This window comes from Chryseobacterium sp. GVT01B (assembly GCF_019970045.1).
Taxonomy (GTDB): Bacteria; Bacteroidota; Bacteroidia; order Flavobacteriales; family Weeksellaceae; genus Chryseobacterium.
In genome coordinates this window covers 526621-547233 of record NZ_JAHXYI010000004.1, presented here as the reverse complement: position 1 = coordinate 547233, position 20613 = coordinate 526621, and the positions used below count along the sequence as shown (strand labels likewise).

At 35.6% G+C, this 20613-nt stretch carries 20 protein-coding genes and 1 pseudogene; 7 read left to right on the top strand and 14 right to left on the bottom strand.

The window, feature by feature from the left end:
• Nucleotides 1–123: 123 nt before the first annotated feature.
• From LC457_RS12415 to speB, 3 genes are all read right to left on the bottom strand, one after another.
• Entirely contained in the window at nucleotides 124–732 is a 609-nt protein-coding gene (locus LC457_RS12415) for an alpha-ketoglutarate-dependent dioxygenase AlkB (RefSeq protein ID WP_223600113.1), read from the bottom strand.
• A gap of 387 nt (nucleotides 733–1119) precedes the next feature.
• The gene (locus tag LC457_RS12410) at nucleotides 1120–1962 is read right to left on the bottom strand and encodes a methylated-DNA--[protein]-cysteine S-methyltransferase (RefSeq protein ID WP_223600100.1); all 843 of its coding nucleotides are present in this window, start codon (nucleotides 1960–1962) and stop codon (nucleotides 1120–1122) included.
• Nucleotides 1963–2031: 69 nt separating this feature from the next.
• On the bottom strand, nucleotides 2032–2889 hold the full coding sequence (gene speB, locus LC457_RS12405) for an agmatinase (protein ID WP_047095921.1): 858 nt from the start codon (nucleotides 2887–2889) through the stop codon (nucleotides 2032–2034).
• A 237-nt stretch (nucleotides 2890–3126) separates the two neighbouring features.
• Between speB and LC457_RS12400 the strand changes: the two genes are divergently transcribed.
• Entirely contained in the window at nucleotides 3127–3786 is a 660-nt protein-coding gene (locus LC457_RS12400) for an HAD family phosphatase (RefSeq protein WP_223600099.1), read from the top strand.
• Nucleotides 3787–3926: 140 nt separating this feature from the next.
• On the opposite strand, the gene LC457_RS12395 is transcribed toward LC457_RS12400, so the two are convergent.
• The 6 genes from LC457_RS12395 to LC457_RS12370 form a co-directional block, all read right to left on the bottom strand.
• Nucleotides 3927–5321: a decarboxylase gene (locus LC457_RS12395; RefSeq protein ID WP_047378719.1), complete on the bottom strand. Its 1395-nt coding sequence runs from the start codon at nucleotides 5319–5321 to the stop codon at nucleotides 3927–3929.
• Between the two features lie 122 nt (nucleotides 5322–5443).
• Nucleotides 5444–6319, bottom strand: a complete 876-nt coding sequence (locus tag LC457_RS12390; protein WP_223600098.1) for a tyrosine-protein phosphatase — start codon at nucleotides 6317–6319, stop codon at nucleotides 5444–5446.
• Between the two features lie 92 nt (nucleotides 6320–6411).
• Complete coding sequence (locus LC457_RS12385) at nucleotides 6412–7059, bottom strand: thiamine diphosphokinase (RefSeq protein WP_223600097.1); 648 nt, start codon at nucleotides 7057–7059, stop codon at nucleotides 6412–6414.
• The gene (locus tag LC457_RS12380; protein WP_034699206.1) at nucleotides 7049–7618 is read right to left on the bottom strand and encodes a cob(I)yrinic acid a,c-diamide adenosyltransferase; all 570 of its coding nucleotides are present in this window, start codon (nucleotides 7616–7618) and stop codon (nucleotides 7049–7051) included. The genes LC457_RS12385 and LC457_RS12380 overlap by 11 nt, the downstream gene beginning before the upstream one ends.
• A gap of 190 nt (nucleotides 7619–7808) precedes the next feature.
• Nucleotides 7809–10229 (bottom strand): TonB-dependent siderophore receptor, encoded by a 2421-nt coding sequence (locus LC457_RS12375; RefSeq protein ID WP_223600096.1) that lies wholly within the window; start codon nucleotides 10227–10229, stop codon nucleotides 7809–7811.
• 341 nt (nucleotides 10230–10570) lie between these two features.
• The gene (locus LC457_RS12370; RefSeq protein ID WP_223600095.1) at nucleotides 10571–11155 is read right to left on the bottom strand and encodes a hypothetical protein; all 585 of its coding nucleotides are present in this window, start codon (nucleotides 11153–11155) and stop codon (nucleotides 10571–10573) included.
• A gap of 173 nt (nucleotides 11156–11328) precedes the next feature.
• Between LC457_RS12370 and LC457_RS12365 the strand changes: the two genes are divergently transcribed.
• Nucleotides 11329–11820: a DinB family protein gene (locus LC457_RS12365; RefSeq protein WP_223600094.1), complete on the top strand. Its 492-nt coding sequence runs from the start codon at nucleotides 11329–11331 to the stop codon at nucleotides 11818–11820.
• 227 nt (nucleotides 11821–12047) lie between these two features.
• Here the strand turns inward: LC457_RS12365 and LC457_RS12360 are convergent, their stop codons facing one another.
• Nucleotides 12048–13001: a YafY family protein gene (locus LC457_RS12360; RefSeq protein ID WP_223600093.1), complete on the bottom strand. Its 954-nt coding sequence runs from the start codon at nucleotides 12999–13001 to the stop codon at nucleotides 12048–12050.
• 95 nt (nucleotides 13002–13096) lie between these two features.
• Here LC457_RS12360 and LC457_RS12355 point away from each other — a divergent pair, with 95 nt between their 5' ends.
• Nucleotides 13097–13669: a Crp/Fnr family transcriptional regulator gene (locus tag LC457_RS12355; protein ID WP_223600092.1), complete on the top strand. Its 573-nt coding sequence runs from the start codon at nucleotides 13097–13099 to the stop codon at nucleotides 13667–13669.
• 186 nt (nucleotides 13670–13855) lie between these two features.
• Nucleotides 13856–14320 (top strand): carboxymuconolactone decarboxylase family protein, encoded by a 465-nt coding sequence (locus LC457_RS12350; RefSeq protein WP_223600091.1) that lies wholly within the window; start codon nucleotides 13856–13858, stop codon nucleotides 14318–14320.
• A gap of 50 nt (nucleotides 14321–14370) precedes the next feature.
• Here the strand turns inward: LC457_RS12350 and LC457_RS12345 are convergent, their stop codons facing one another.
• Nucleotides 14371–16098 (bottom strand): ABC transporter ATP-binding protein, encoded by a 1728-nt coding sequence (locus tag LC457_RS12345; RefSeq protein WP_223600112.1) that lies wholly within the window; start codon nucleotides 16096–16098, stop codon nucleotides 14371–14373.
• A 505-nt stretch (nucleotides 16099–16603) separates the two neighbouring features.
• A pseudogene (lptB, locus tag LC457_RS12340) lies at nucleotides 16604–17329 on the bottom strand (LPS export ABC transporter ATP-binding protein); the annotation flags it as partial.
• Between the two features lie 153 nt (nucleotides 17330–17482).
• Here lptB and LC457_RS12335 point away from each other — a divergent pair.
• Nucleotides 17483–17776, top strand: coding sequence for a TM2 domain-containing protein (locus tag LC457_RS12335; RefSeq protein WP_223600089.1), 294 nt, complete (start codon nucleotides 17483–17485; stop codon nucleotides 17774–17776).
• Nucleotides 17777–17855: 79 nt separating this feature from the next.
• Here LC457_RS12335 and LC457_RS12330 read toward each other — a convergent pair whose 3' ends face one another.
• Complete coding sequence (locus tag LC457_RS12330; protein ID WP_156118482.1) at nucleotides 17856–18002, bottom strand: hypothetical protein; 147 nt, start codon at nucleotides 18000–18002, stop codon at nucleotides 17856–17858.
• Between the two features lie 132 nt (nucleotides 18003–18134).
• Nucleotides 18135–19124, bottom strand: coding sequence for a porphobilinogen synthase (hemB, locus tag LC457_RS12325; RefSeq protein WP_223600088.1), 990 nt, complete (start codon nucleotides 19122–19124; stop codon nucleotides 18135–18137).
• A gap of 118 nt (nucleotides 19125–19242) precedes the next feature.
• Between hemB and LC457_RS12320 the strand changes: the two genes are divergently transcribed.
• On the top strand, nucleotides 19243–19593 hold the full coding sequence (locus LC457_RS12320; protein WP_047378731.1) for a T9SS type A sorting domain-containing protein: 351 nt from the start codon (nucleotides 19243–19245) through the stop codon (nucleotides 19591–19593).
• Nucleotides 19594–19701: 108 nt separating this feature from the next.
• Nucleotides 19702–20613 (top strand): ABC transporter ATP-binding protein, encoded by a 912-nt coding sequence (locus LC457_RS12315; RefSeq protein ID WP_223600087.1) that lies wholly within the window; start codon nucleotides 19702–19704, stop codon nucleotides 20611–20613.

Genomic DNA, 20613 nt, shown 5'->3' with positions numbered 1-20613 from the left:
AAGCCCACTTCTATTGATAGAAATGATTAGCTTAATTAAAATTAAAGTCTGCATAATCGATCTAATCTGTATTGAGATTTCCTACGGAATGACAAACGTTGTGGGCAAGTATCTCTAAAAAAATTATTCTTCAATGGTTCTGAAAGTAAGATTTACTCTGGGAGTTTTCACTTTTGTAGTGGGTGGAAGCCTGTGAAGCCAATTATCCTGAGTAGTTCCTTTCATAATTAACAAACTTCCGTTTTCCAGGAATATTTCTACTTTTTCTTTGGTCCTTTTATGCTTAAATAAAAATTTTCTTTCTGCTCCAAAGGTCAAAGAAGCAATGGCACCGTGTTTTTTCAGATCTGTTTCACCATCGCTGTGGTAGGCCATTCCTTCACTCCCGTCATGATATAAATTGAGCAGACATGAATTGTAGGTTTCTCCTGAAACTTCTTCACATTTTTTCTTCAATTCCAGTAATTCCAGAGTCCAGAATTTTGCATATTTTGTCCGTTTAGAATACGTATATTCAAAAGGCTTTTCTCCAAACCAGGCCACTTTTCTTTTGGTTAAAATCAGTTTTCCAAAGATAATTGCTTCATCATTTTCCCAGGGAATCTCATTCAGCAAATAGGTATAAAAAGAATCAGAAAGTTCTTTTGAAAAAACCTTTCCATAATAATGAACGGTTCCGTCATTCGGAAGTATATTGATCGGATAGTCTGATATTTCTTCGAAGAGACTCATCATAGCTTTTTTAATTTAAATGCTTTATTTTGTAAAAGGTACAATGTAAAATGTATTTATGATCTTAATAATTAAACACAAATTACACCAATATTTTCACAAATGACACAGTAACTTTTGTATCAATAGGAACGGGCTTTAGCCCGTTTAATAAAAAAGAGGGTTAATCCTTTGGCTTTAGCCAAAACTTAAGGCTCAATATTTTTCAACCGCAAAAGTCACAAAAGTTGTAATCCATTAAACCATTTAAGTAACAAGATTCATGCATAAAGTATACTAAAGTCTTTGAAAATCTTTGATTTTCTTTTTGTGAGCTTTATAACAGATAATTTTTAATCTTATTATCCATCCCTCAAATCTTTTTGTTCCTTTTGTGGTAAAAATAAGTTACGAGTACATTTGTGAACCTTCCCAGCCCACAATCATCTGTTTTCTTTCACTTCCCCATCGATATCCACCGAGATGTCCTGTAGACTGAATCACACGGTGACATGGGATAAGAAATGCAACAGGATTACTTCCAATAGCTGTTCCCACTGCTCTGGATGCCTTGGAATTTCCTATTTTTTCAGCCAGGCTGCCATAAGTAGACAGTTTACCCATTGGAATTGTCAACAGACTTTCCCAGACTTTAAGCTGAAAATCTGTACCTTTTAAGTGTAATTTTATAGTATTGAGTTTTGTCCAGTCTTTATCGAATATGGACAGTGCGTTCTTTTGAAGGGCATCCTGGTACTCTGTAAAAGAAGCATTGGGGAACTTTTGTTTCAGCTCCCCGAATGCTGTTTCTTTATTGTCTTCAAAAGCCATATAGCAGATTCCTTTTTCTGTAGAAGCTACTATTATATTTCCGAAAGGACTTTCAGAAAAACTGTAATGAATACTAAGGCTTTTTCCGCCATTTTTATATTCTGCCGGAGACATTCCTTCTATCTTTACAAACAGGTCATGAAGCCTGCTGGTACTAGAAAATCCTGTCTCATATGCGGTATCAAACAAACTTGCTTTTTCTTCCTTCAATAAATTTTTAGCGTGTTCAAGACTGATGAACTGCAAAAACTTTTTCGGACTTGTTCCTGCCCAATCTGTAAAGATTTTCTGAAAATGGGCGGGACTTAAGTGAATATTCTCTGCCACTTCCTCCAAACTTGGCTGAAGCCTGAAATTGCTCTGGATATATTCTATCGCCTTTGCAATTCTGTTATAATCTATCTGACTTTGTGTGGACATTGTATTGTTATTTTACCTCACAAATTTCCAAAGAATATACGGCAGAAAAAATCCGATTCTTGCGGAATATTAGTTGTTGTTATAAATATCGTTATAAGCAAGCATTTTATAATATAACTTAGCCGCAAGGAAAGCGGTTGGCTTAGCCATTGGAGAATCCATTAATTCTACAATATCGAATGCCACTACGTTACATTTTTCAAATACTTTTCTTAATAATTCCAGTGTTGGATACCATTGTAATCCACCTGGTTCAGGAGTTCCTGTAGAAGGAGCAATAGAAGGATCAAAAGCATCAAGATCTATTGTAATATATACGTTTCCTGAAACTTTTTCCAATACATCATTCACCCAGTTCTCGTTGTTCGCAATCTCGTGTGCAAAAAATACTCTTCCTTCCGGTAAATACTGAGCTTCTTCTGCGTCCATAGAACGGATTCCCACCTGAACAAGGTTATGTTTCTGGTTAGCTTCAAACACCGCACAAGCATGGTTAGAAGTAGAACCGTGGAATTCAGGACGTAAGTCTGTATGAGCATCCAACTGAAGAACGGTAAGGTTTTCAAATTTCTCTCCTACTGCACGGATAGAACCGATAGACACAGAGTGTTCACCCCCAAATAAAGTAAATACTTTCCCTTCATTGTTCAAAAGTTCTTTGGTTTTCTGGTAAACAGCTTCTGTCATTGCTTCCGGGCTGGAGTTTTCAGAAACTTCTCCTGCCAGATACACTCCCTGAAGATAAGGTTCTGTCTGGGTTTCAATATCATAAAGCTCCATGTTTTCAGAAGCATCTAAGAATAATTCAGGGCCTTTATCAGCTCCTTTCCCCCATGTTGAAGTTCCATCATAAGGAACAGTTACCAACATTACTTTTGAATTCTCTAACGTTGCGTTTTCTTCGGGAATTCCTGCGTATGTTTTCATATATAATTATTAATTAAAAAATTAAATGATTGAAAAATTAAAAGATTCCACAAAGATACAAAGAGTTTGCGAGTTGGAGAGTAAGAGTGTTACTGAGTTTATGAGTTAAAATCCGGGGAACATCAGATTTAAAAACGGGAATTCAAACCTGCTGCCTGCAGTCTATCATCTATAACCTGTCAACTTATTCATTTTCCACTCTCGGTTCAAATAACTATTTTTGCACAAAACTTTAGTATGTCTTTAAAAGCTGTTCTTTTCGATATGGATGGGGTAATTGTAGATACAGAACCATTGCATAGAAAAGCTTATTTCAAAACGTTTGATGAATTGGAAATTGCGGTTTCCGAAGAGCTGTACACCTCTTTTACCGGAGCGTCAACCAAAAGAGTTTCTGAAACTTTGATTAATGAATTCAACCTCAATCAGACTTATGAATCCATTGCAGGAATCAAAAGAGCACATTTCAAAGATTATTTTTATAATGATGATGAATTTGATTTAATTCCGGGAGTAAGACAACTGATTGAACATTATCATGAAAACGGAATAAAGCTTATCCTCGCTTCTTCGGCTACCATGGTAACGATCAATATGGTTTTTGAAAAGTTCGGATTGGAAAAATATTTCAGCGGAAAAATCAGCGGTGCAGATTTAAAAGAATCAAAACCTCATCCTGAAGTTTTTTTACTGGCTGCAGAAATGGCAGGTGAACCTGTTGAAAACTGCATGGTGATTGAAGATTCTACCAACGGAATTCTTGCAGCACATCGGGCTAAAATTTTCTGTGCGGCATACAGAAGTCCACATTCAAGAAATCAGGATTATACCTTGGCAAATACTGTAGTTACTGATTATGAAGAATTAGAACTGGATAAGATTGCAAAATATTTTTAAATAAAAAAGCTCTCAGATTTTTTCTGAGAGCTTTTGTTTTGTATACGTTTTGGCTAAAGCCAATTGACTTTTCTATTGATTGTAAATGGCTCCCTTCAACTACGCTCAGGATGATTGCCCGTTCCTATTGATTACAGAAACTATTTATATCCAAGAATTTTCAGGATATCTTCCGGCTCCTGTTTTTCACGGAAAATTTCATATTGCAACTCTCCGTTTTCATCCTTTTGAATCAGGACGTGTCTCGGCTGAGGCATCAGACAGTGGTGAACTCCACCATACCCTCCGATCGTTTCCTGATACGCTCCTGTATGGAAGAATCCTATATACAATGGCTTAGTATCACTGAAAACCGGTAAATAAATAGCATTGGTATGCTGTTCAGAGTTATAATAATCATCTGAATCACATGTAAGTCCTCCTAAGAATACCCTTTCATAAGAATCTTCCCAACGGTTTAGCGGAAGCATGATAAAGTGTCTTGAAATCGCCCATGTGTCAGGAAGAGTTGTCATGAAAGAAGAGTCAATCATGTTCCATTTTTCCCTGTCATTCTGACGTTTCTGGGAAATAATTTTATAAAGGTTCGCTCCGCTTTCCCCTACAGTAAAGCTTCCGAATTCCGTATAAATATTAGGTTCTTCTACTCCTTCTTCTTCACAGAATTTTTTGATCTGAGAAACGATTTCTTCTACCATATACTGATAGTCATAATCAAAGTTCAAAGAAGTTTTGATTGGGAAACCACCTCCGATATTCAATGAATTTACTTCCGGTGCAATTTTTTTCAAACGCGCGTATACACGAAGACATTTATACAATTCATTCCAGTAGTAAGAAGTATCTTTGATCCCGGTATTGATGAAGAAATGAAGCATTTTCAATCTTGCATTCGGGTGTTCGGCAATCTTCTGACTGTAATAAGGAATAATATCTTTATATCCGATTCCTAGTCTTGAGGTATAGAACTCGAACTTAGGTTCTTCCTCTGATGCGATTCTGATTCCGATATTAAAGGTAGAATCGATGCTTTCCGTAAGTTTATCCAATTCTCTGTAATTATCAAGAATCGGAGTAATATTTTCAAAACCATTGTTGATCATATCTGAAATATTTGTCAGATAATCATCCGTTTTAAAACCATTACAGATTACTTCAATGTTTTTATCTACTTTCCCTTTTTCGTAAAGAGATTTTACAATATCCATGTCATAAGCGGAAGATGTTTCTATTGAAATATCATTCTTCAGAGCTTCCTCCAATACGAAATTGAAATGACTGGATTTTGTGCAATAGCAGTAGGTATAATTCTTTTTATATCCGGTTTTTTCAAAAGCTTCTTTAAACCAGCTTTTGGCCTTCTGAATATTTTGAGAAATTCTCGGCAGATAGCTAATCTTTAGCGGAGTGCCAAATTGTTCAACCACATCCATCAAAGGAACGTCGTGGAACAACAAATTGTTCTCAGATACATTAAACTCCTCTGTAGGAAAATATAATGTCTGATCAATAAGTTCCGAGTACTTTATTTTCATTTCTAAACAAGTGAATTAAGAAATGCAAAATTGCTAAAAAAGTTTGATTTTTGGGTGTTAAAATTATCATAATTTTAAATAAAGACCCAATATCATGTCCTATAAAAATTTACCTCTGATAATCAATAGGTAAACTTTTGAATATATGCTATTCTTTTAGCATCGGAAATCCCTAATACCTGCTGAATATAGGCATCTGTAGAGCCATACTTTTTATCAATCTCCCCAAAAGCAGCATCAAGATATCTTTTTTCTACCCAGCTCAGTTTTTCCAGCACTTGCAAATCCATCTTTGGATAGATAAAATGTAAGCGATTGGCAAGACGAAGTCTTTTCTGAACCATATCTTTTCTGTAGTTGTTGGATAGCAGATATTCATTATAAATGGTCTCTTTATCAAACTTCAGAATTGTCAGGATGAGCGCGGTGGTAATCCCTGTTCTATCTTTTCCTGCTGTACAATGGTACAAAACCGGATTTTCTGATTCCAGAATTTCTGTAATGATTTTCTTGATGATTTCTGGATTTTCTGTAACGTATTCGCGATAGAAATCTATCATTCTTTTGTCTGCATCAGAAGCATTTACCTTACCCTTCAGAACCAGCTTTCTTGCCTGAGCCAACTGATCTCCCTCATCTTCAAACGCTGAATATTTTTTATAGGTTACCGATGCCGGAAGCTGATCCGGTTTCTGAGATATTTCTTTAGAATTTCTAAGATCAATTATTTCTTTTATTCCCAGCTTATCAATATCATCAAAAGATTTCTTTTTAAGCTTATGAAGATGGGCACTTCTGTAGAACCTTCCCTCTTTTAAAGTTCTTCCTTCTGTATTTTTAATATTTCCTACCGTCCGGAAATTCGTTACTTTTTTAACATGAATTACTTTTTCAGTTTCATTTTTACCATATTCTGGTGTTTCAAAATGCTGTGTTTTGCATGAAACAATACTGCATAATGAAATGGTGAAAACTGATATTTTTATTAGTTTATTCAATGACGTTTTTTATAATATGTTTTGGCTAAAGCCAATGGACTTTGTTTATTTATCTAACGGGCTAAAGCCCGTTTCTATTGATAATTGATTCTTTAATAGATTGCAGGATATTCTATTTCGCTGATTCCTACAAATAACAAGACATCACCTGATTCATATTCTACAGAAATTTCATCTTCAACGGCAAAGTTTCGGGTTCCTATTCTTGAAGTAATGCTTAGAGTTTCATTCGTCAGAGGCCAGTTGAGTCCTTTCGTTGTAATATTATTCACTGATGGAAATGGATAGAGAGAAATCATTCTATTCTTTGCACCTTCCAATTTAAAATGATTGGGAATGAAGTAGTATTCTGAAAATTCATCATAAAATTTAATTTCCATCTGATCTTTGAAGGTATAAGCAACGGTAAGGTTTCCAAGAAAATGATCCTGCTCGCCTCCACTTCCTCCGAAAACATCAATCTCCGAAAATCCTTTTTCCAAAATGATTTCCAAAGCTTTGTGAAAATCTGTTTTATCCTGATCCAATGTAAGGATAAATTTTTCCTGATACATCTCTTCATCTGATCCAGAATGCGAATCAAAATCACCGGAAATAAAATCCAGCTTATCCATAGGAAAATCCAGTCTTTTTAGATAATGAAAAGCACCGTCTGTACAGGCAATCAAGCCATAATTATCAGGATTAGGTAACAATTTTGGAGCATCTCCGTTGATGAAAAGTAATGCTTTATCTCTCATTCGGATTCCAGTATTCTTCCGGTTCGTTGTTCAGTTTTGAAATATATCTTGCTAACACGAAAAGATAGTCTGAAAGCCTGTTTAAATATTTAATCAATTCAGGACGTACTTCTTCTGATTCATTCAAAAATACCAATGAACGTTCTGCTCTTCTGCAGATGGTTCTTGCAGCGTGTAAAAAAGTTGCGGATTTCCCTCCTCCGGGAAGGATAAAATACTGAAGCGGTTCCAGCTTTTCATCAAAAGCATCCATCCACTGTTCCAGTTCTTCAATTTCTGTTTCTGAAATAATGATCGGAAGGCGTGATTTCCCGTTGGCCAGCATCAGTTTATCTACTGGTGTAGCAGCTTCAGAACCTACGGTAAACAAATCAAACTGTATTTTCTTAAGCTGTCTCAGTACTTCTTCATCTTCGATATGACTTTTTGCAATCCCGATGAATGAATTCAGCTCATCTATATTTCCATAACTGTCTACTCTGGCACTGGCTTTAGAAACTCTCGTTCCGCCATATAATGCCGTCTGACCTTTATCTCCTGTTTTCGTATAAATTTTCATAGTACTAAAATACCTTTTTTTGTAGAATGTAAAAAGTAAAATGTAGTAATAACTTCCTATTCTATCTGAAAAAATAAAACTGACATTAGAAAATAATGTCAGTTAATATTCGCATATGGCTTTTATATCTTTTGAGATTGCTTGTCCTTTTAAGCATGACAAAGCAAATGCTAATTCTTTTATTTAGAGATTAAAAAGTATAATTAACATTGAGCTGAAAAGTTGTTCCGTTAAATCCGAACTGATTCACCTCCCAAGGGTACTTGAATCTTCCTCCAAGATCTGTTACTATATCTCCTTTAGTATCTATTACATCCGGATAAATATTAAACAAATTATTTACAACTCCGGAAACTTTAAGGTCTTGGGTGATTTTATAAGTTAAAACTATGTCTGTAATTACCTTGCCAGAAAATGTCTGATCTTTGGCGGGATCAGTTGCGTGCTGCCATGTAACGGAACCAAAATAAGTATTATTAAGGTTAAAGTTAAACTTTGAAATGTCATACGAAAGACTAAGAATAGTTTTTGTTTTTGGCCTTGCGGAGGTAATTCTGGATTGTTCTTTTCTGTCAAAAAAGTTTTCTGAGTAACCATTTTCAGCCAGAATATTCGGAACGGCAATATTATCTACTATTTTAGTTTCGTTATAATTGAAAGCAGCAATAACTCCCAATCTTCCTTTGCCAATAGCGGAAGTATAATAATTTGCAACGAAATCTACCCCTTGAGTAACGGTATTTACAGCATTAGTGAAAAACTTCAGGGAAGTTATTTTATTATTATCTAATATTACTTCCACAGGGTTTGTCAGATCCGGACTCCCGGGAGCACCTGTTTTGTAACCAATATCTCCTGAGAAAAGTACCCTGTCCTTAATTTTTATTCTGTAATAATCTGCTGTAATCGTAAGGTTTTTAAATGGTTTTACGGCAAATCCTCCAGTAATGTTAAAAGCTTTTTCAGCATTTAATTTTTGTACCCCAAGATCAGATCTTACAATTTGAGAGTCATTGTTAAAAGTTCCCTGATTAGCTACAGTATTCCCTGTAATTTTGGTTTGAACATTGGAATAATAAATCTGGTGTAATGAAGGCGCTCTAAATCCTGTAGAAACAGACCCACGGAAAACCAATTTATCATCTAACAACTTATATCTTGCATTTCCTTTCCAGGAAACATTATTTCCAAAATCACTGAAATTTTCATATCTCACAGTTCCTCCAATCAACAGGTTTTTCGTAATATCCCATTCAGCATTCATATAAGCTCCGATATTCTGACGATTTTTATTGACTTCATTTTGAGGCTGCAGCCCCGGAAATGATTCTGCACCACTTCCTATATAAGATGCTTCTTCTCCTGCCCTTGCCTGATAATTTTCATTGCGCACTTCAGCTCCGGCTCCTAAAACAAGTGCACCAAAGTCCCGGCTGATATCTATGTTTCCTATAATATTACTGAACTGGTGGCCACCTGCTTTAAAACGGGTTGGAGAATTGGCACCCAAAGATGTATTAATCGTGTTTGCGACAGCATAGTCTACTGCATTAGAGCCAAAGGTTGCACTCCCATCAAAACTCCATTTTCCAAACATGCCTTTCCATCCGGAGGTTAAATTATAATCATAAACATCTGTTTTAAATTCCGGTTGAAATCCGTTATAGGGTTGTCCTTTTGGAGTTAATAAACCAAAATCTGAAGTTACCCAATAGGGTGTTCTGTACAAAGCAAAACTGGTCCCACTTCTGTAAGTTGTACCCCCAAAAGCATAAAACTTACCCGTTTCACTTGTTGGCAATTCAAAATTTACAAACATATTAGCAACTTTTGTCTCCGGCTGCCCAATGATCATTCCTAAACCAGGATTAGCCTGCGTCCAGGCATTATCTACACCAAAAAGATCATCTTTTGTAACAGAACCTGCGCGGTTAGTTTTATTTTGGGATGAAAATCCTAGTGTAAGATTCAGGCTTCCGTTTTTTGCAACCTTGATTCCTGTATTAAAATCTGCTCCGATATTAAAACCATCTCCTTTTGAAGTAATACCTGAAAAAAGATTGACCGTGCTTTTTCCAACGCTGTTTTTAAGAATAATATTGATTACTCCTGCAATAGCATCAGAGCCATATTGTGCAGATGCACCATCTCTCAATACCTCTACATTCTGTAAGGCAGCTGAAGGAATACTTTTAAGATCTGTACCTACTTCACCTTTTCCAGGGGTATCATTTACATAAATTAAAGCACTTTGATTTTTTCTTTTACCATTTACCAAAACCAATGTTCTGGAAGGCCCTAATCCTCTTAAATCTGCCGGATCAAAATGAGCCGTTGCATCAGAAACGGTTTGCTGTGATGAATTAAAAGATGGAACAGCATAGGTTAAAGCTTTATCAAAAGTAGTTTGCCCTGTGGATTTTAATTGTACAGCAGAAATATTATCAATAGGAATTGCTGAGGTAATGATGGTTCTGGGCTTAGTTCTACCCGTTGTAACCACAACTTCATCTATTTTATTTTGTTTTATGCTGTCCTGAGCATATCCCATTGCACCAGCTCCGCTTAATACTAATACACAGATTTTTTTATTAAATGATTTCTCTTTCATGTGATTTGATAATTATTCAATAAATCTAATGAAAATATTAATATTAAATATAAAAATAAACCATATGATATGAATAATATTCCATAAATCCACAAATAGTATTTATTTATAAATAGAATCAAATTCACCAACATCAAGTAATTTATTAACAATCTTAAAAAAAACATAGTAATAATTTCCTAATTACGTCTGAAAAAGCGATTAAATTACACCTGAAAATAAATATGATTTCAATCTTTTTGATATGTAGTTTTCAAGCGAGTTGAGATTGCTTCGCCTATGGCTCGCAATGACGAAATGACTAAGAATAAAAAATGGCCGTTGAAACGGCCATATCCAAATTATTTATTTACCTCTACGTATTGTATGATGGTCTGATTTTTTGGGTTGTAGATAATTGTACTACTGTTGGGAAACCTTTTCAATTTATAATATTGAATGTTTTTATCGGATTTTATATCTTCCAGAATACTGGCATCAAAGGTATTATCAGGAAGAAATTTTGATAAAAGACTTATTTTATCAATGATGTTTTGCCCATCAATCTTGCGGGCTTTCTTTTCTGATTTACTTTCATCAGAAGTAGGCTGTCCCTCTAAAAATGGGATTAATACTGCAATGTCTGCTTTGTATTTAAAAATGTAACCTTCTGATCTTCCCGGGATTTTAATTTTTTTCCCTTTTTCTTCAGATACAATAGCAGCACCTGCACCGGGAAAAACAGTATTAAACTTAACGTCTTCGGAATTAATTAAAGAATTCACAGATTCATTGACCGTTTTCTTCACTGTTTCTTCTACAGCCTGCTGTGCTTTCTGCTGCACAGTTTCGGTTGTTTTTTGAACAGTCTGATCAATTTTTTCTTCAATCTTATTGCATGATACTAATAAAAAAGTGGTGACAACAGGCAAAATATACTTCTTCATAATTCTAATAATAGCGATTTTTGTTATTAATATCCATCCTTCTAACGCAAAAACAGGTCAGGATATTTTAGCAAAGAAAAAAATATTTTTTTCAATATCAAAAATCCTGCTGACAAACTGTTGTCATAACCCTATCTTACCTTTGTATCAACAACAAACAAAAACAAAACATTATGACAACTACAGCAACAGCCACTAAACAATTCATGACTTCTGAACAGCTATTAAACGACTGGCAGGGACACAGAAATCTGACGAGAAGAGTAATTGAATCTTTCCCTGAAAAAGATTTATTTGAATTTTCAATAGGCGGAATGAGACCTTTTGCAAAACTGGCAGTAGAGCTGATTGGCATTGGCGGACCTGCTTTGAAGGGAATTGTTGAAGGAACTATGGAAGCTTACAACGAAGAAGCTTTTAATCCAAAAACAAAAGAAGAACTTTTAAAAAAGTGGGATGAACAAACAGAAGTAATCAACCATTATTTCAATATGATTTCTGAGGAGCGCTTCCAGGAAACTTTCAATTTATTTGGAGAATATGAATTCCCGGTATATCAGAACATCCTTTATTTTGTAGATAACGAGGTTCACCACCGTGGGCAGGGATATGTTTATCTGAGAGCTTTAGGAATAGAACCACCTTTCTTCTGGGAAAGATTTTAATTTTAATAAAAAAGTGAAGCGGTAAAATTGCAAAAAGGCGGAAATCATGAAAAATACATCTGCAATGTCATTTATTATAGTGATTTTCCTCCATCTCAACAACTTATATCATTTTTTGCGACTAAACAAATTTAGCTTTTTTGCGATTTTACCCTTGGCTTGTTAACCATTTCATTTATTGCCTCAATTAAGTCTTTAAACCTCAACAGCTGTCTTGTTGGGGTTTATTATTCATGTCTTTCAACCATTTTTACTAGCAGCTCTTTCAATCTAATGCGAAGGCTTTCCGGTTCCAGAACGGTGGCATAATCTGCAAAAGTGATAAGCCAGCGGGGAAATCCATCGCTGATCCATTCTGTTTCAAAAGTGAGTTCTACTCCTTGTTCAGTTTCTACTTCTTCTATCAGTCCGTAATATTTTTTGGAATTCACCAGATGAGACATTATTTTTTTGTCTACCAAAAGTTTAGCTCTGACTTTATTTCCGTTTGATTTTTTACGGTAATCATTCACCTGGCCGTATTCCTGTAAAAAGGGATTCAGGGTTTTTGAAATCTCTAAAATACGGTCTATCCGAAATTGTCTGAAATCTTTTCTCAGGGTACAGAATGCCATGATGTACCAAAAATTAAACTCAAAGAACATCCCGACGGTTTCAATCGTTCTGTTGTCTACCCTTCCATCTACCGTCTGATATCTGATATTCAATTGGGTTTTGTCTGCAATGCTTTCTAAAATAATAGGAATCACATTTTTAAGAGAATCTCCGGAATCGGTATGGAAACTAAAAACATCAATCTGCTTTTCAATATTCTGAATGAGATTTTTATCAGAATTTCTCAATACTGAGCGTACTTTTTCCATGGCTGCCTGATAATGGCTTCCTAAACTTTGATGGGAAAATTTCTGCATCAGCTTTTCGGCTGTAATGAAACTTAATACCTCTTCTTTGGTAAACATAATGGGAGGAAGTTTGTAGCCGTCCATTAAGGAATAGCCGTTACCTGCTTCGCCCACAATGGGAATCCCTGCGTTTTCCAAAGTTTTTACATCACGGTAAATGGTTCTGATACTTACATCGAACTTTTCAGCCAGATCCTGTGCCCGAACAACAGGTTTAGACTGTAACTGGGTAAGGATAGCCGTTACCCGATCAAGTTTTTTAAGATAGTGATCGTTCATGATACAGCAAAGCTAAAATTCTTTTTCGAGGTATGTCTTATCAATGGGACTGCTTTTTTTATTAATTTTATTTTTCACAAAACAGTTTCTTCTTTATGCTTCACACTCATTTTGTTCAGTCTATTGAAAAAGTTTTAAAACCGGAACAGGCAGTCATGGACGAACTTGTTTCTCATCTGGAATCCAAATTCTACAGAAAAGGAGATTTTCTGTTAAAAGGTGACGAAACCTGCCGGTATTTCTATTTTATCAAAAAAGGACTTGTCAAACTATTTTTTGACAATGGTGATAAGGATTTTATCATGACTTTTTTTGCAGAAAATGCTTTTTTTGCTGAGCTGAGCGGTTTTCTTACAGGACAGCCGTCAAAATACATGATCGTTGCCCTGGAACCTACTGAAGTTCTCCGTGTGCACAGAGATATTATTGAAGGATTATGTAAAAAATATCACACGGCAGAAACACTTTTCAGCAAGCTTTATTCAAAAGCTCCGGTGAATATGATGGGAAGGATCAGTGAAATGCTGGAAGACGACGGAAAAAAGCGTTATCATAATTTTATGAAGCAAAGACCCGATCTTATCCAACGCATCAGTCTTGGAGATCTGGCAGACTATATCGGAATTACTCAGGTTTCTTTAAGCAGAATCAGAGCACAAAAACTTTAATGGGAGGAGGGGATGTTGGAAGCTGGAAGAGGGAAGTTATTGAAGACCGAATATATATCATCTACCTAATAGTAGCTTCTAGCTTCCAGCTTTTAAAATCTTTCCTTATAAAATTTATCATTTGTAAAAAAATTCAGGAAAATACAGTTCTACATTTGTCACATAATTAATCAAAAAACAAATATTATGTCACAAAGAATCAACGCATTTGCGATCGGAAACAAAGCTGTAAATGCCCTTCACAATATGGGATTTCAGGTACAGAATTCATCACTGGACAATTCATTTCTTGAACTGATGTATTTCAGGGTTTCACAAATGAACGGATGTGCTTTCTGCCTGGATATGCATTCCAAAGAACTAAGAGCAAAAGGTGAAACTGAACAGAGAATATTTCTGATAAGTGTCTGGAGAGAATGTTCATTTTATACGGATAAAGAAAAAGCAGGACTGCTATGGGCTGAAACTTTAACGGCTTTAAATGGTAAGGAAGTGGATAATGAAATTTATGCAAAAGTAAGCCATTATTTTTCTGAAACTGAGATCGTAGATTTAACAATGGCTGTTATTGCCATCAACAGCTATAACAGAATTAATATTGCTTTCGGAGCAGATGTAGGTACTTATCAGGTTCCTGAAAAAGCGCATTAAACAGTTGTTATGAAAATAAAAAACTCAGCGGCCAAGCTGAGTTTTTTTATTTAATTTTCTTTGAAAGTATTCACTAGTTTATCGAGATTCAGACTGCGGGCTGATGCGTCAAAGATCTCCCGGTAAGTTCCTTCTTTACTGTAAAGTTCATCGTGAGTTCCATTTTCCACTACTCTTCCTTTTTTCATCACATAAATGATATCCGAATCCAGAATCTGTGACAGGGAATGAGAAATGATGACAACAGTTCTTCCTTCTTTTATGGCATCCAGAGAATTCTTGATCTGTTCGGTGGCAATGGCATCAAGGCTGGCTGTAGGTTCATCCAGAAAGATAATCGGAGGATTTTTCAGAAACAGCCTGGCAATGGCAATTCTCTGCTGCTGTCCTCCGGAAAGCTGAGTAGCATCATGCAGGTATTGATCCGGAAGATCCATGATCTGTTCATGCAGATAAGCTTTCTTTGCGGCTTCCTGAATTTCTTCAAAACTGGCATTCATATCTCCATAGCGGATATTATCTTCTACACTTCCCTGAAAGATGTGATTTCTCTGAAGTACCAGTCCAAGGTCACTTCTAAGAAAAGTATTGTCAAATTCATTCAGATCTACCCCGTCCAAAAGAATCTCTCCGGAATCCGGAAAATAAAATTTACACAAAAGATTAATGACCGTTGACTTTCCTGCACCGCTCAGCCCTACCAAAGCCGTCGTTTTTCCGTTTTCAATTTTCATGGAAACATTATGTAAAGCTTTTGTGCCATTGGGATAAGTAAAATCAACATTCTTCAGTTCAAAAGTTCCTTTGATTTCATTTTCTACAAAATTCCCATTCGATTCTGTCTCATTATCTGCATTCAGAATATCAAAATAGCCTTCAGCATAGATCATGGCATCGTTCATATCATCATAAATCCTGTGCAGCTGGCGGATAGGTGCAGAAACATTGTTGAAAAGCATAATATGAAGCATGATCGCACCAATCGTCATTTGCTGATCAAGAACGAGATAAACCGTTAAAAGAATAATCAAAACAACTCCGAACTGTTCAATAAACGTTTTTAAGCCATCATAAATAAAGTTGGTTCTTCTTGTGATCATCTGGCTTTCCATCAGTTCCATCTGAAGATCGTATTGTTTTTTTCCTTCAAATTTTTCACGGACAAAACTTTTGATAACCATAATGGAATTGATGAGATTCAGAAGTCCGGAGGTCTTTTTTTCTCTCTGATTTCTAAGCTGACGACGTACTCCGTTCAGTTTTTTTGCCTGCAGGGAGCTGATATAAAAATAAATGGGAACAATAATGGTTGAAACAAGTCCTACATACACATTCTGCATGTACATAATGATCAGGGCAATGATCGCATTGGAAAAAAGAGGTAGAATATCTATAAAAAAGTTTTGAACCAGTTTTGTAAGACTTTCTATTCCACGGTCTATTCTGATCTGTAATTTTCCGGACTCATGATTTTCATCGTTAAAATAAGCAACTCTATAGGTTAATATTTTATCAATAGCTGACTGAGCCAGTACAGAACTGACATTGATCCTGATCTTTTCACCATAAAACTTCTGCCCGAAGTTGATAAAGATATTCAACAGTTCTTTTCCCAGTAAAATAATGGAAATAATAATGAGAATATGAATTCCTTCTGACATGGGATGTGGAAGATGGGTAAGCTTGGTAACTTCATCCACCGTATATTTTAAAACAATCGGGTTTACCTGCGCTGCCAGAGCTCCCAGAAAAGTAAGAAACAAGGTTCCGTAAATCATGGGTCGGTAAGGTCTGATGAATGGGACAAGCTGTTTATAAATTCCGAACAAGGTGACTGTTCTGTTAAAAGGTTTAGCCATAGAAATCATTTTTAAATGAAAAACGTACCGCTTTCAAAAGAAAAAGGTACGTTTTATTATCATGTTCAGCAAATAAATGCTTTATATTTTATCCTTCAAATAGATAAGTGGTAAGGTAATGCAGTTCTTTTCTGCCGGCCTCTTTAGATTCCGCTTCTGCCTGTTCTAAAGAATATTGAGAATTGATTTCTTTTTTCTGGAAAACAAATGAATTGTTGGCATTTTTATCTACCACATCATTAAAGATATGCTCAATTTCAGAGTTCGCTAATGAAGCAAAGCTGATATCTTCAAAACCATACATGAGTCTCAGATCATCAAACTGTTTGAAATTTTCATCTACAAATCCCTGCAACTGCGATTTTGAATCAAAATTACCTGCCCAGATATTGTAAGCGTATTTTTTCTTTTTAGGTTTATCCAAGATACTCTGATAGACAAAGTTTTCACCAAGATATGCTTCTCTTACCTGCGGATCATTGGCAAGATCTTCCGGAAGTCCTTCTTTCAGGATTTTTCCTTCAAACATAATATAGGTTTTGTTGGTAATCGCCAACGTCTGCTGTACGTTGTGGTCGGTAATCAGAATTCCGATGTTTTTGTCAACAAGGCTTCGTACAATTTTCTGGATATCTTCTACGGCAATCGGGTCTACCCCAGCGAAAGGTTCATCCAGAAGAATGAAATTCGGGCTTGTAGCCAGACAACGTGCGATTTCAGTTCTACGTCTCTCTCCTCCGGAAAGAAGGTCTCCTCTGTTTTTACGGACATGCTGTAAAGAAAATTCTTCAATCAGTTCATCACATTTGATCTGCTGCTCACGCTTTGAAAGCTTGGTCAGCTGCAATACTCCCATAATGTTTTCTTCCACGGAAAGTTTTCTGAAAACGGAAGCTTCCTGAGCCAGATATCCGATTCCCTTTTGGGCTCTTCGGTACATTGCATCAGTCGTAATCTCCTGTTTATCCAGGAAAATTTTTCCTGAAGTGGGCTTAACCAACCCTACGATCATATAAAACGATGTGGTTTTTCCTGCTCCGTTCGGACCCAGCAAACCAACAATTTCTCCCTGTTGAACCTGTACAGAAACGCCTTTTACAACTTTTTTAGGACCATATTCCTTGATTAAGTTTTCTCCTCGTAAAATCATAGGGCAAATATATCAAAAATATAAACTTCACTTATATGTTAATAGCAACTTGTTGATTTAAATGTAAACTTATTCACTTCCAAATCATTGTAACTTTTTATCATTTTCAACTACTTATCGTAAAACATCACAATCAATTACAATCATTAAGAAATGGAAAATTACGGTTACACAAAAACAGAAAATGTACAAAACCAGCAAAGCAATGTCCCTTACCGTTCGGAAAAGAAAATCCCTGCGGCTTTATTGGGAATTCTTGTAGGCTGGCTCGCATTAAATAAATTTTATCTGGGATATACAAAAGAGGGAATCATCCAACTTGTTCTGAATATTGTTACTTTAGGAGCAGCTTCTATTATCCCTTTTATTGAAGGTATTTTATATCTTTTCATGAGTGATAAGCAGTTTGATGATACTTACGTTTACGGGAAAAAAGGTTGGTTATAAAATAATACCTCTTATCCGTTTGAAAATAAAACAGGCTGTTCAGATAAGAACAGCCTGTTTACTTTTTATATTGAAATGATTAATCCGGCGGGCAAGCTAAATGATTAATTGTACATGGATGCCAGATTCCTTTACACCATGTTCCACAATTTGGATCATCAATAATCACTTCTCCTCCTTTGATTTCCTTCAATTGATTTCTTTCGATCTTTTTAAGATTTCTCATAAATAAATTCTTTTGATGTTTTAATAATTTTCGTTTCTCGAAATTAGCTTTACTCAAAAATATATTTTTTATTTACACGAAAGTCTTCAATCCGGACCATTAACTTAACATTAACGTTGGTGTCCTAACCGTTTATTTATTCAAAAGGACCGCAGCTTCTTTTGCAAAATAAGTAAAGATCATATCTGCTCCTGCTCTTTTGAAGCAAGTCAGGCTTTCAATGATCGTTTTGTCATTATCCAGCCAGCCGTTCTGAGCCGCTGCTTTTACCATCGCATATTCTCCACTTACATTGTATACTGCAATCGGAAGATCAATAGCTTCACGTACTTTGGAAACAATATCCAGATAAGGAAGTCCCGGTTTGATCATGATCACATCTGCTCCTTCGTCAATATCTTTAAACACTTCATTCAATGCTTCACGGGTATTGTGGAAATCCATCTGGTATGTTTTTTTATCTTTCGGAATTTCCATGTCATCTTTTGGAGCGCTGTCTAAAGCACTTCTGAATGGTCCATAGAAAGAACTCGCATATTTGGCAGCATAGCTTACAATTCCTACGTCTGTAAAACCGCTTTCTTCCAACGCTTCACGGATAACCTGTACTCTTCCGTCCATCATATCGCTAGGTGCCACAAGATCTGCGCCTGCTTCCGCATGAGATACTGACATTCTTGCCAGTGCATCGTTGGTAGCATCATTGATAACTTTTCCGTTTTCAATGATTCCGTCGTGTCCGTAGATTGAATAAGGATCTAAGGCTACATCGGGCATAACAATCATTCCCGGAACGGCATCTTTGATTGCTTTGATCGTGCGCTGCATCAATCCGTCTTTGTTCCAGGCTTCTTTTCCTGTATTGTCTTTCAGATGTTCTGACACTTTCATGTATAAATTGACAGCTTTTACTCCTAAAGAAAATAATTCCTTACATTCCTTAACGGTTAAATCTATACTCCGCCTAAAAATTCCCGGCATAGACGGGATTGCCTCCTGCTTGTTTTCGCCCTCCATTACGAAGATCGGCATTACAAAATCATCAGTTGTAAGCACATTTTCTCTTACCAAACTTCTGATAGATTCATTAACTCTAAGTCTTCTATTTCTTGAATGTATCATTTTGGAATACTTTTTGAATAAGTTTCTACAAATTTAATATAAGTTCTACAAAAAACTATTGTATGAAATTGTAGAATTTATTACATTTGTTACATATATTCGAGAAATTATAAATTTGATGAAAAAACTTTTACTTTTATTTCTATTTGTAGGCACTTTTGTTGGATTTTCCAACAATTTAAAAGCTCAGCTTAGAGAGCCGAGTTCCATCACTCAGAAAGCGGATGATGGGGTGTTGCTTGCTTATCCAAATCCTGCAAAGGATTTCCTTATCATTAAGGCAAAAGATTCTTCTTTAAGAATCAAAAGTGTGACTTTTTATTCTATTTTGGGTATGCAGGTCGCTAATTATACAGTGAATATGAATTCAGGTGAGATTAATATTGAAAAATTGAAACCCGGAAAGTATATGATCCGTTATATTTTAAGTGACAACACGCAAAAAGTTACTCAAATCGTGAAACAATAAATTACAATCCTGATAATCATCAGGATTTTTTCTTTTACATTAATTCTGTTTTAATATTTCCGTAACTTTCGGGACCTTTTTATACTAATTGTAAAAAGAATAATTTTAATGCTAAAAGCTGAACATATTAAAAAGACCTACAATGCCGGAAAAAAGGTCGCCCTGGATGATTTCAGCATCCATGTTCCAAAAGGTAGTATTTATGGCCTTTTAGGACCCAACGGAGCCGGAAAAACTTCTTTTATCCGTATCATTAATCAAATTACTCAGGCAGACTCCGGAGATATCTTCATCAACGGACAAAAACTGAACCCCGATCATATCAAAGACATCGGCTATATGCCCGAAGAAAGAGGATTGTACAAAAACATGAGTGTTGGAGATCAGATCTTATATTTCGGGGAACTGAAGGGAATGAGTAAAAGCGATGCTCTGAATGAAGCAAAAAAATGGTTTGAGAAACTGAACATCGACCAATGGTGGAAAAAAAAGCTGTCTGAACTTTCTAAAGGGATGGCACAAAAAATCCAGTTTGTGGTAACCGTTCTACACAGACCTCATCTTTTAATTCTTGATGAACCTTTTTCGGGTTTTGATCCTGTAAACGCCAACTTAATCAAAGATCAGATTATTGATCTTAAAAATAACGGAACTACTATCATTCTTTCTACTCACAGAATGGAAAGTGTGGAGGAAATGTGTGATTATGTTGCTTTGATCAACAATTCTAAAAAAATCATTGACGGAAGGGTTTTTGACGTAAGGGAAAAATTCAAGAAAAATATTTTTGGAGTTACGCTTTCTGAAGTCAACACAGATCATTTTGACCATTTCAAGAATAAATATGACATCTTCAATTTATCAAATGAAAATAATCTTGTTTCTTTTGACCTGAAAAATGAAGAGAGTCAGAATAATGTTCTTCTTGATCTGGTACAAGTGGGCAAAGTGAGATCATTCGATGAAAGAATTCCCAGTATGAATGAAGTGTTTATTAATGCTGTAAGTAACCATCCTTAA

Bases quoted from the DNA above. Each gene is read 5' to 3' on its own strand.
- LC457_RS12415 (WP_223600113.1), bottom strand. From the start codon at position 732: ATGAGTCTCTTCGAAGAAATATCAGACTATCCGATCAATATACTTCCG.
- LC457_RS12410 (WP_223600100.1), bottom strand. From the start codon at position 1,962: ATGTCCACACAAAGTCAGATAGATTATAACAGAATTGCAAAGGCGATA.
- speB (WP_047095921.1), bottom strand. From the start codon at position 2,889: ATGAAAACATACGCAGGAATTCCCGAAGAAAACGCAACGTTAGAGAAT.
- LC457_RS12400 (WP_223600099.1), top strand. From the start codon at position 3,127: ATGTCTTTAAAAGCTGTTCTTTTCGATATGGATGGGGTAATTGTAGAT.
- LC457_RS12395 (WP_047378719.1), bottom strand. From the start codon at position 5,321: ATGAAAATAAAGTACTCGGAACTTATTGATCAGACATTATATTTTCCT.
- LC457_RS12385 (WP_223600097.1), bottom strand. From the start codon at position 7,059: ATGAGAGATAAAGCATTACTTTTCATCAACGGAGATGCTCCAAAATTG.
- LC457_RS12380 (WP_034699206.1), bottom strand. From the start codon at position 7,618: ATGAAAATTTATACGAAAACAGGAGATAAAGGTCAGACGGCATTATAT.
- LC457_RS12375 (WP_223600096.1), bottom strand. From the start codon at position 10,229: ATGAAAGAGAAATCATTTAATAAAAAAATCTGTGTATTAGTATTAAGC.
- LC457_RS12370 (WP_223600095.1), bottom strand. From the start codon at position 11,155: ATGAAGAAGTATATTTTGCCTGTTGTCACCACTTTTTTATTAGTATCA.
- LC457_RS12365 (WP_223600094.1), top strand. From the start codon at position 11,329: ATGACAACTACAGCAACAGCCACTAAACAATTCATGACTTCTGAACAG.
- LC457_RS12360 (WP_223600093.1), bottom strand. From the start codon at position 13,001: ATGAACGATCACTATCTTAAAAAACTTGATCGGGTAACGGCTATCCTT.
- LC457_RS12355 (WP_223600092.1), top strand. From the start codon at position 13,097: ATGCTTCACACTCATTTTGTTCAGTCTATTGAAAAAGTTTTAAAACCG.
- LC457_RS12350 (WP_223600091.1), top strand. From the start codon at position 13,856: ATGTCACAAAGAATCAACGCATTTGCGATCGGAAACAAAGCTGTAAAT.
- LC457_RS12345 (WP_223600112.1), bottom strand. From the start codon at position 16,098: ATGATTTACGGAACCTTGTTTCTTACTTTTCTGGGAGCTCTGGCAGCG.
- LC457_RS12335 (WP_223600089.1), top strand. From the start codon at position 17,483: ATGGAAAATTACGGTTACACAAAAACAGAAAATGTACAAAACCAGCAA.
- LC457_RS12330 (WP_156118482.1), bottom strand. From the start codon at position 18,002: ATGAGAAATCTTAAAAAGATCGAAAGAAATCAATTGAAGGAAATCAAA.
- hemB (WP_223600088.1), bottom strand. From the start codon at position 19,124: ATGATACATTCAAGAAATAGAAGACTTAGAGTTAATGAATCTATCAGA.
- LC457_RS12320 (WP_047378731.1), top strand. From the start codon at position 19,243: ATGAAAAAACTTTTACTTTTATTTCTATTTGTAGGCACTTTTGTTGGA.
- LC457_RS12315 (WP_223600087.1), top strand. From the start codon at position 19,702: ATGCTAAAAGCTGAACATATTAAAAAGACCTACAATGCCGGAAAAAAG.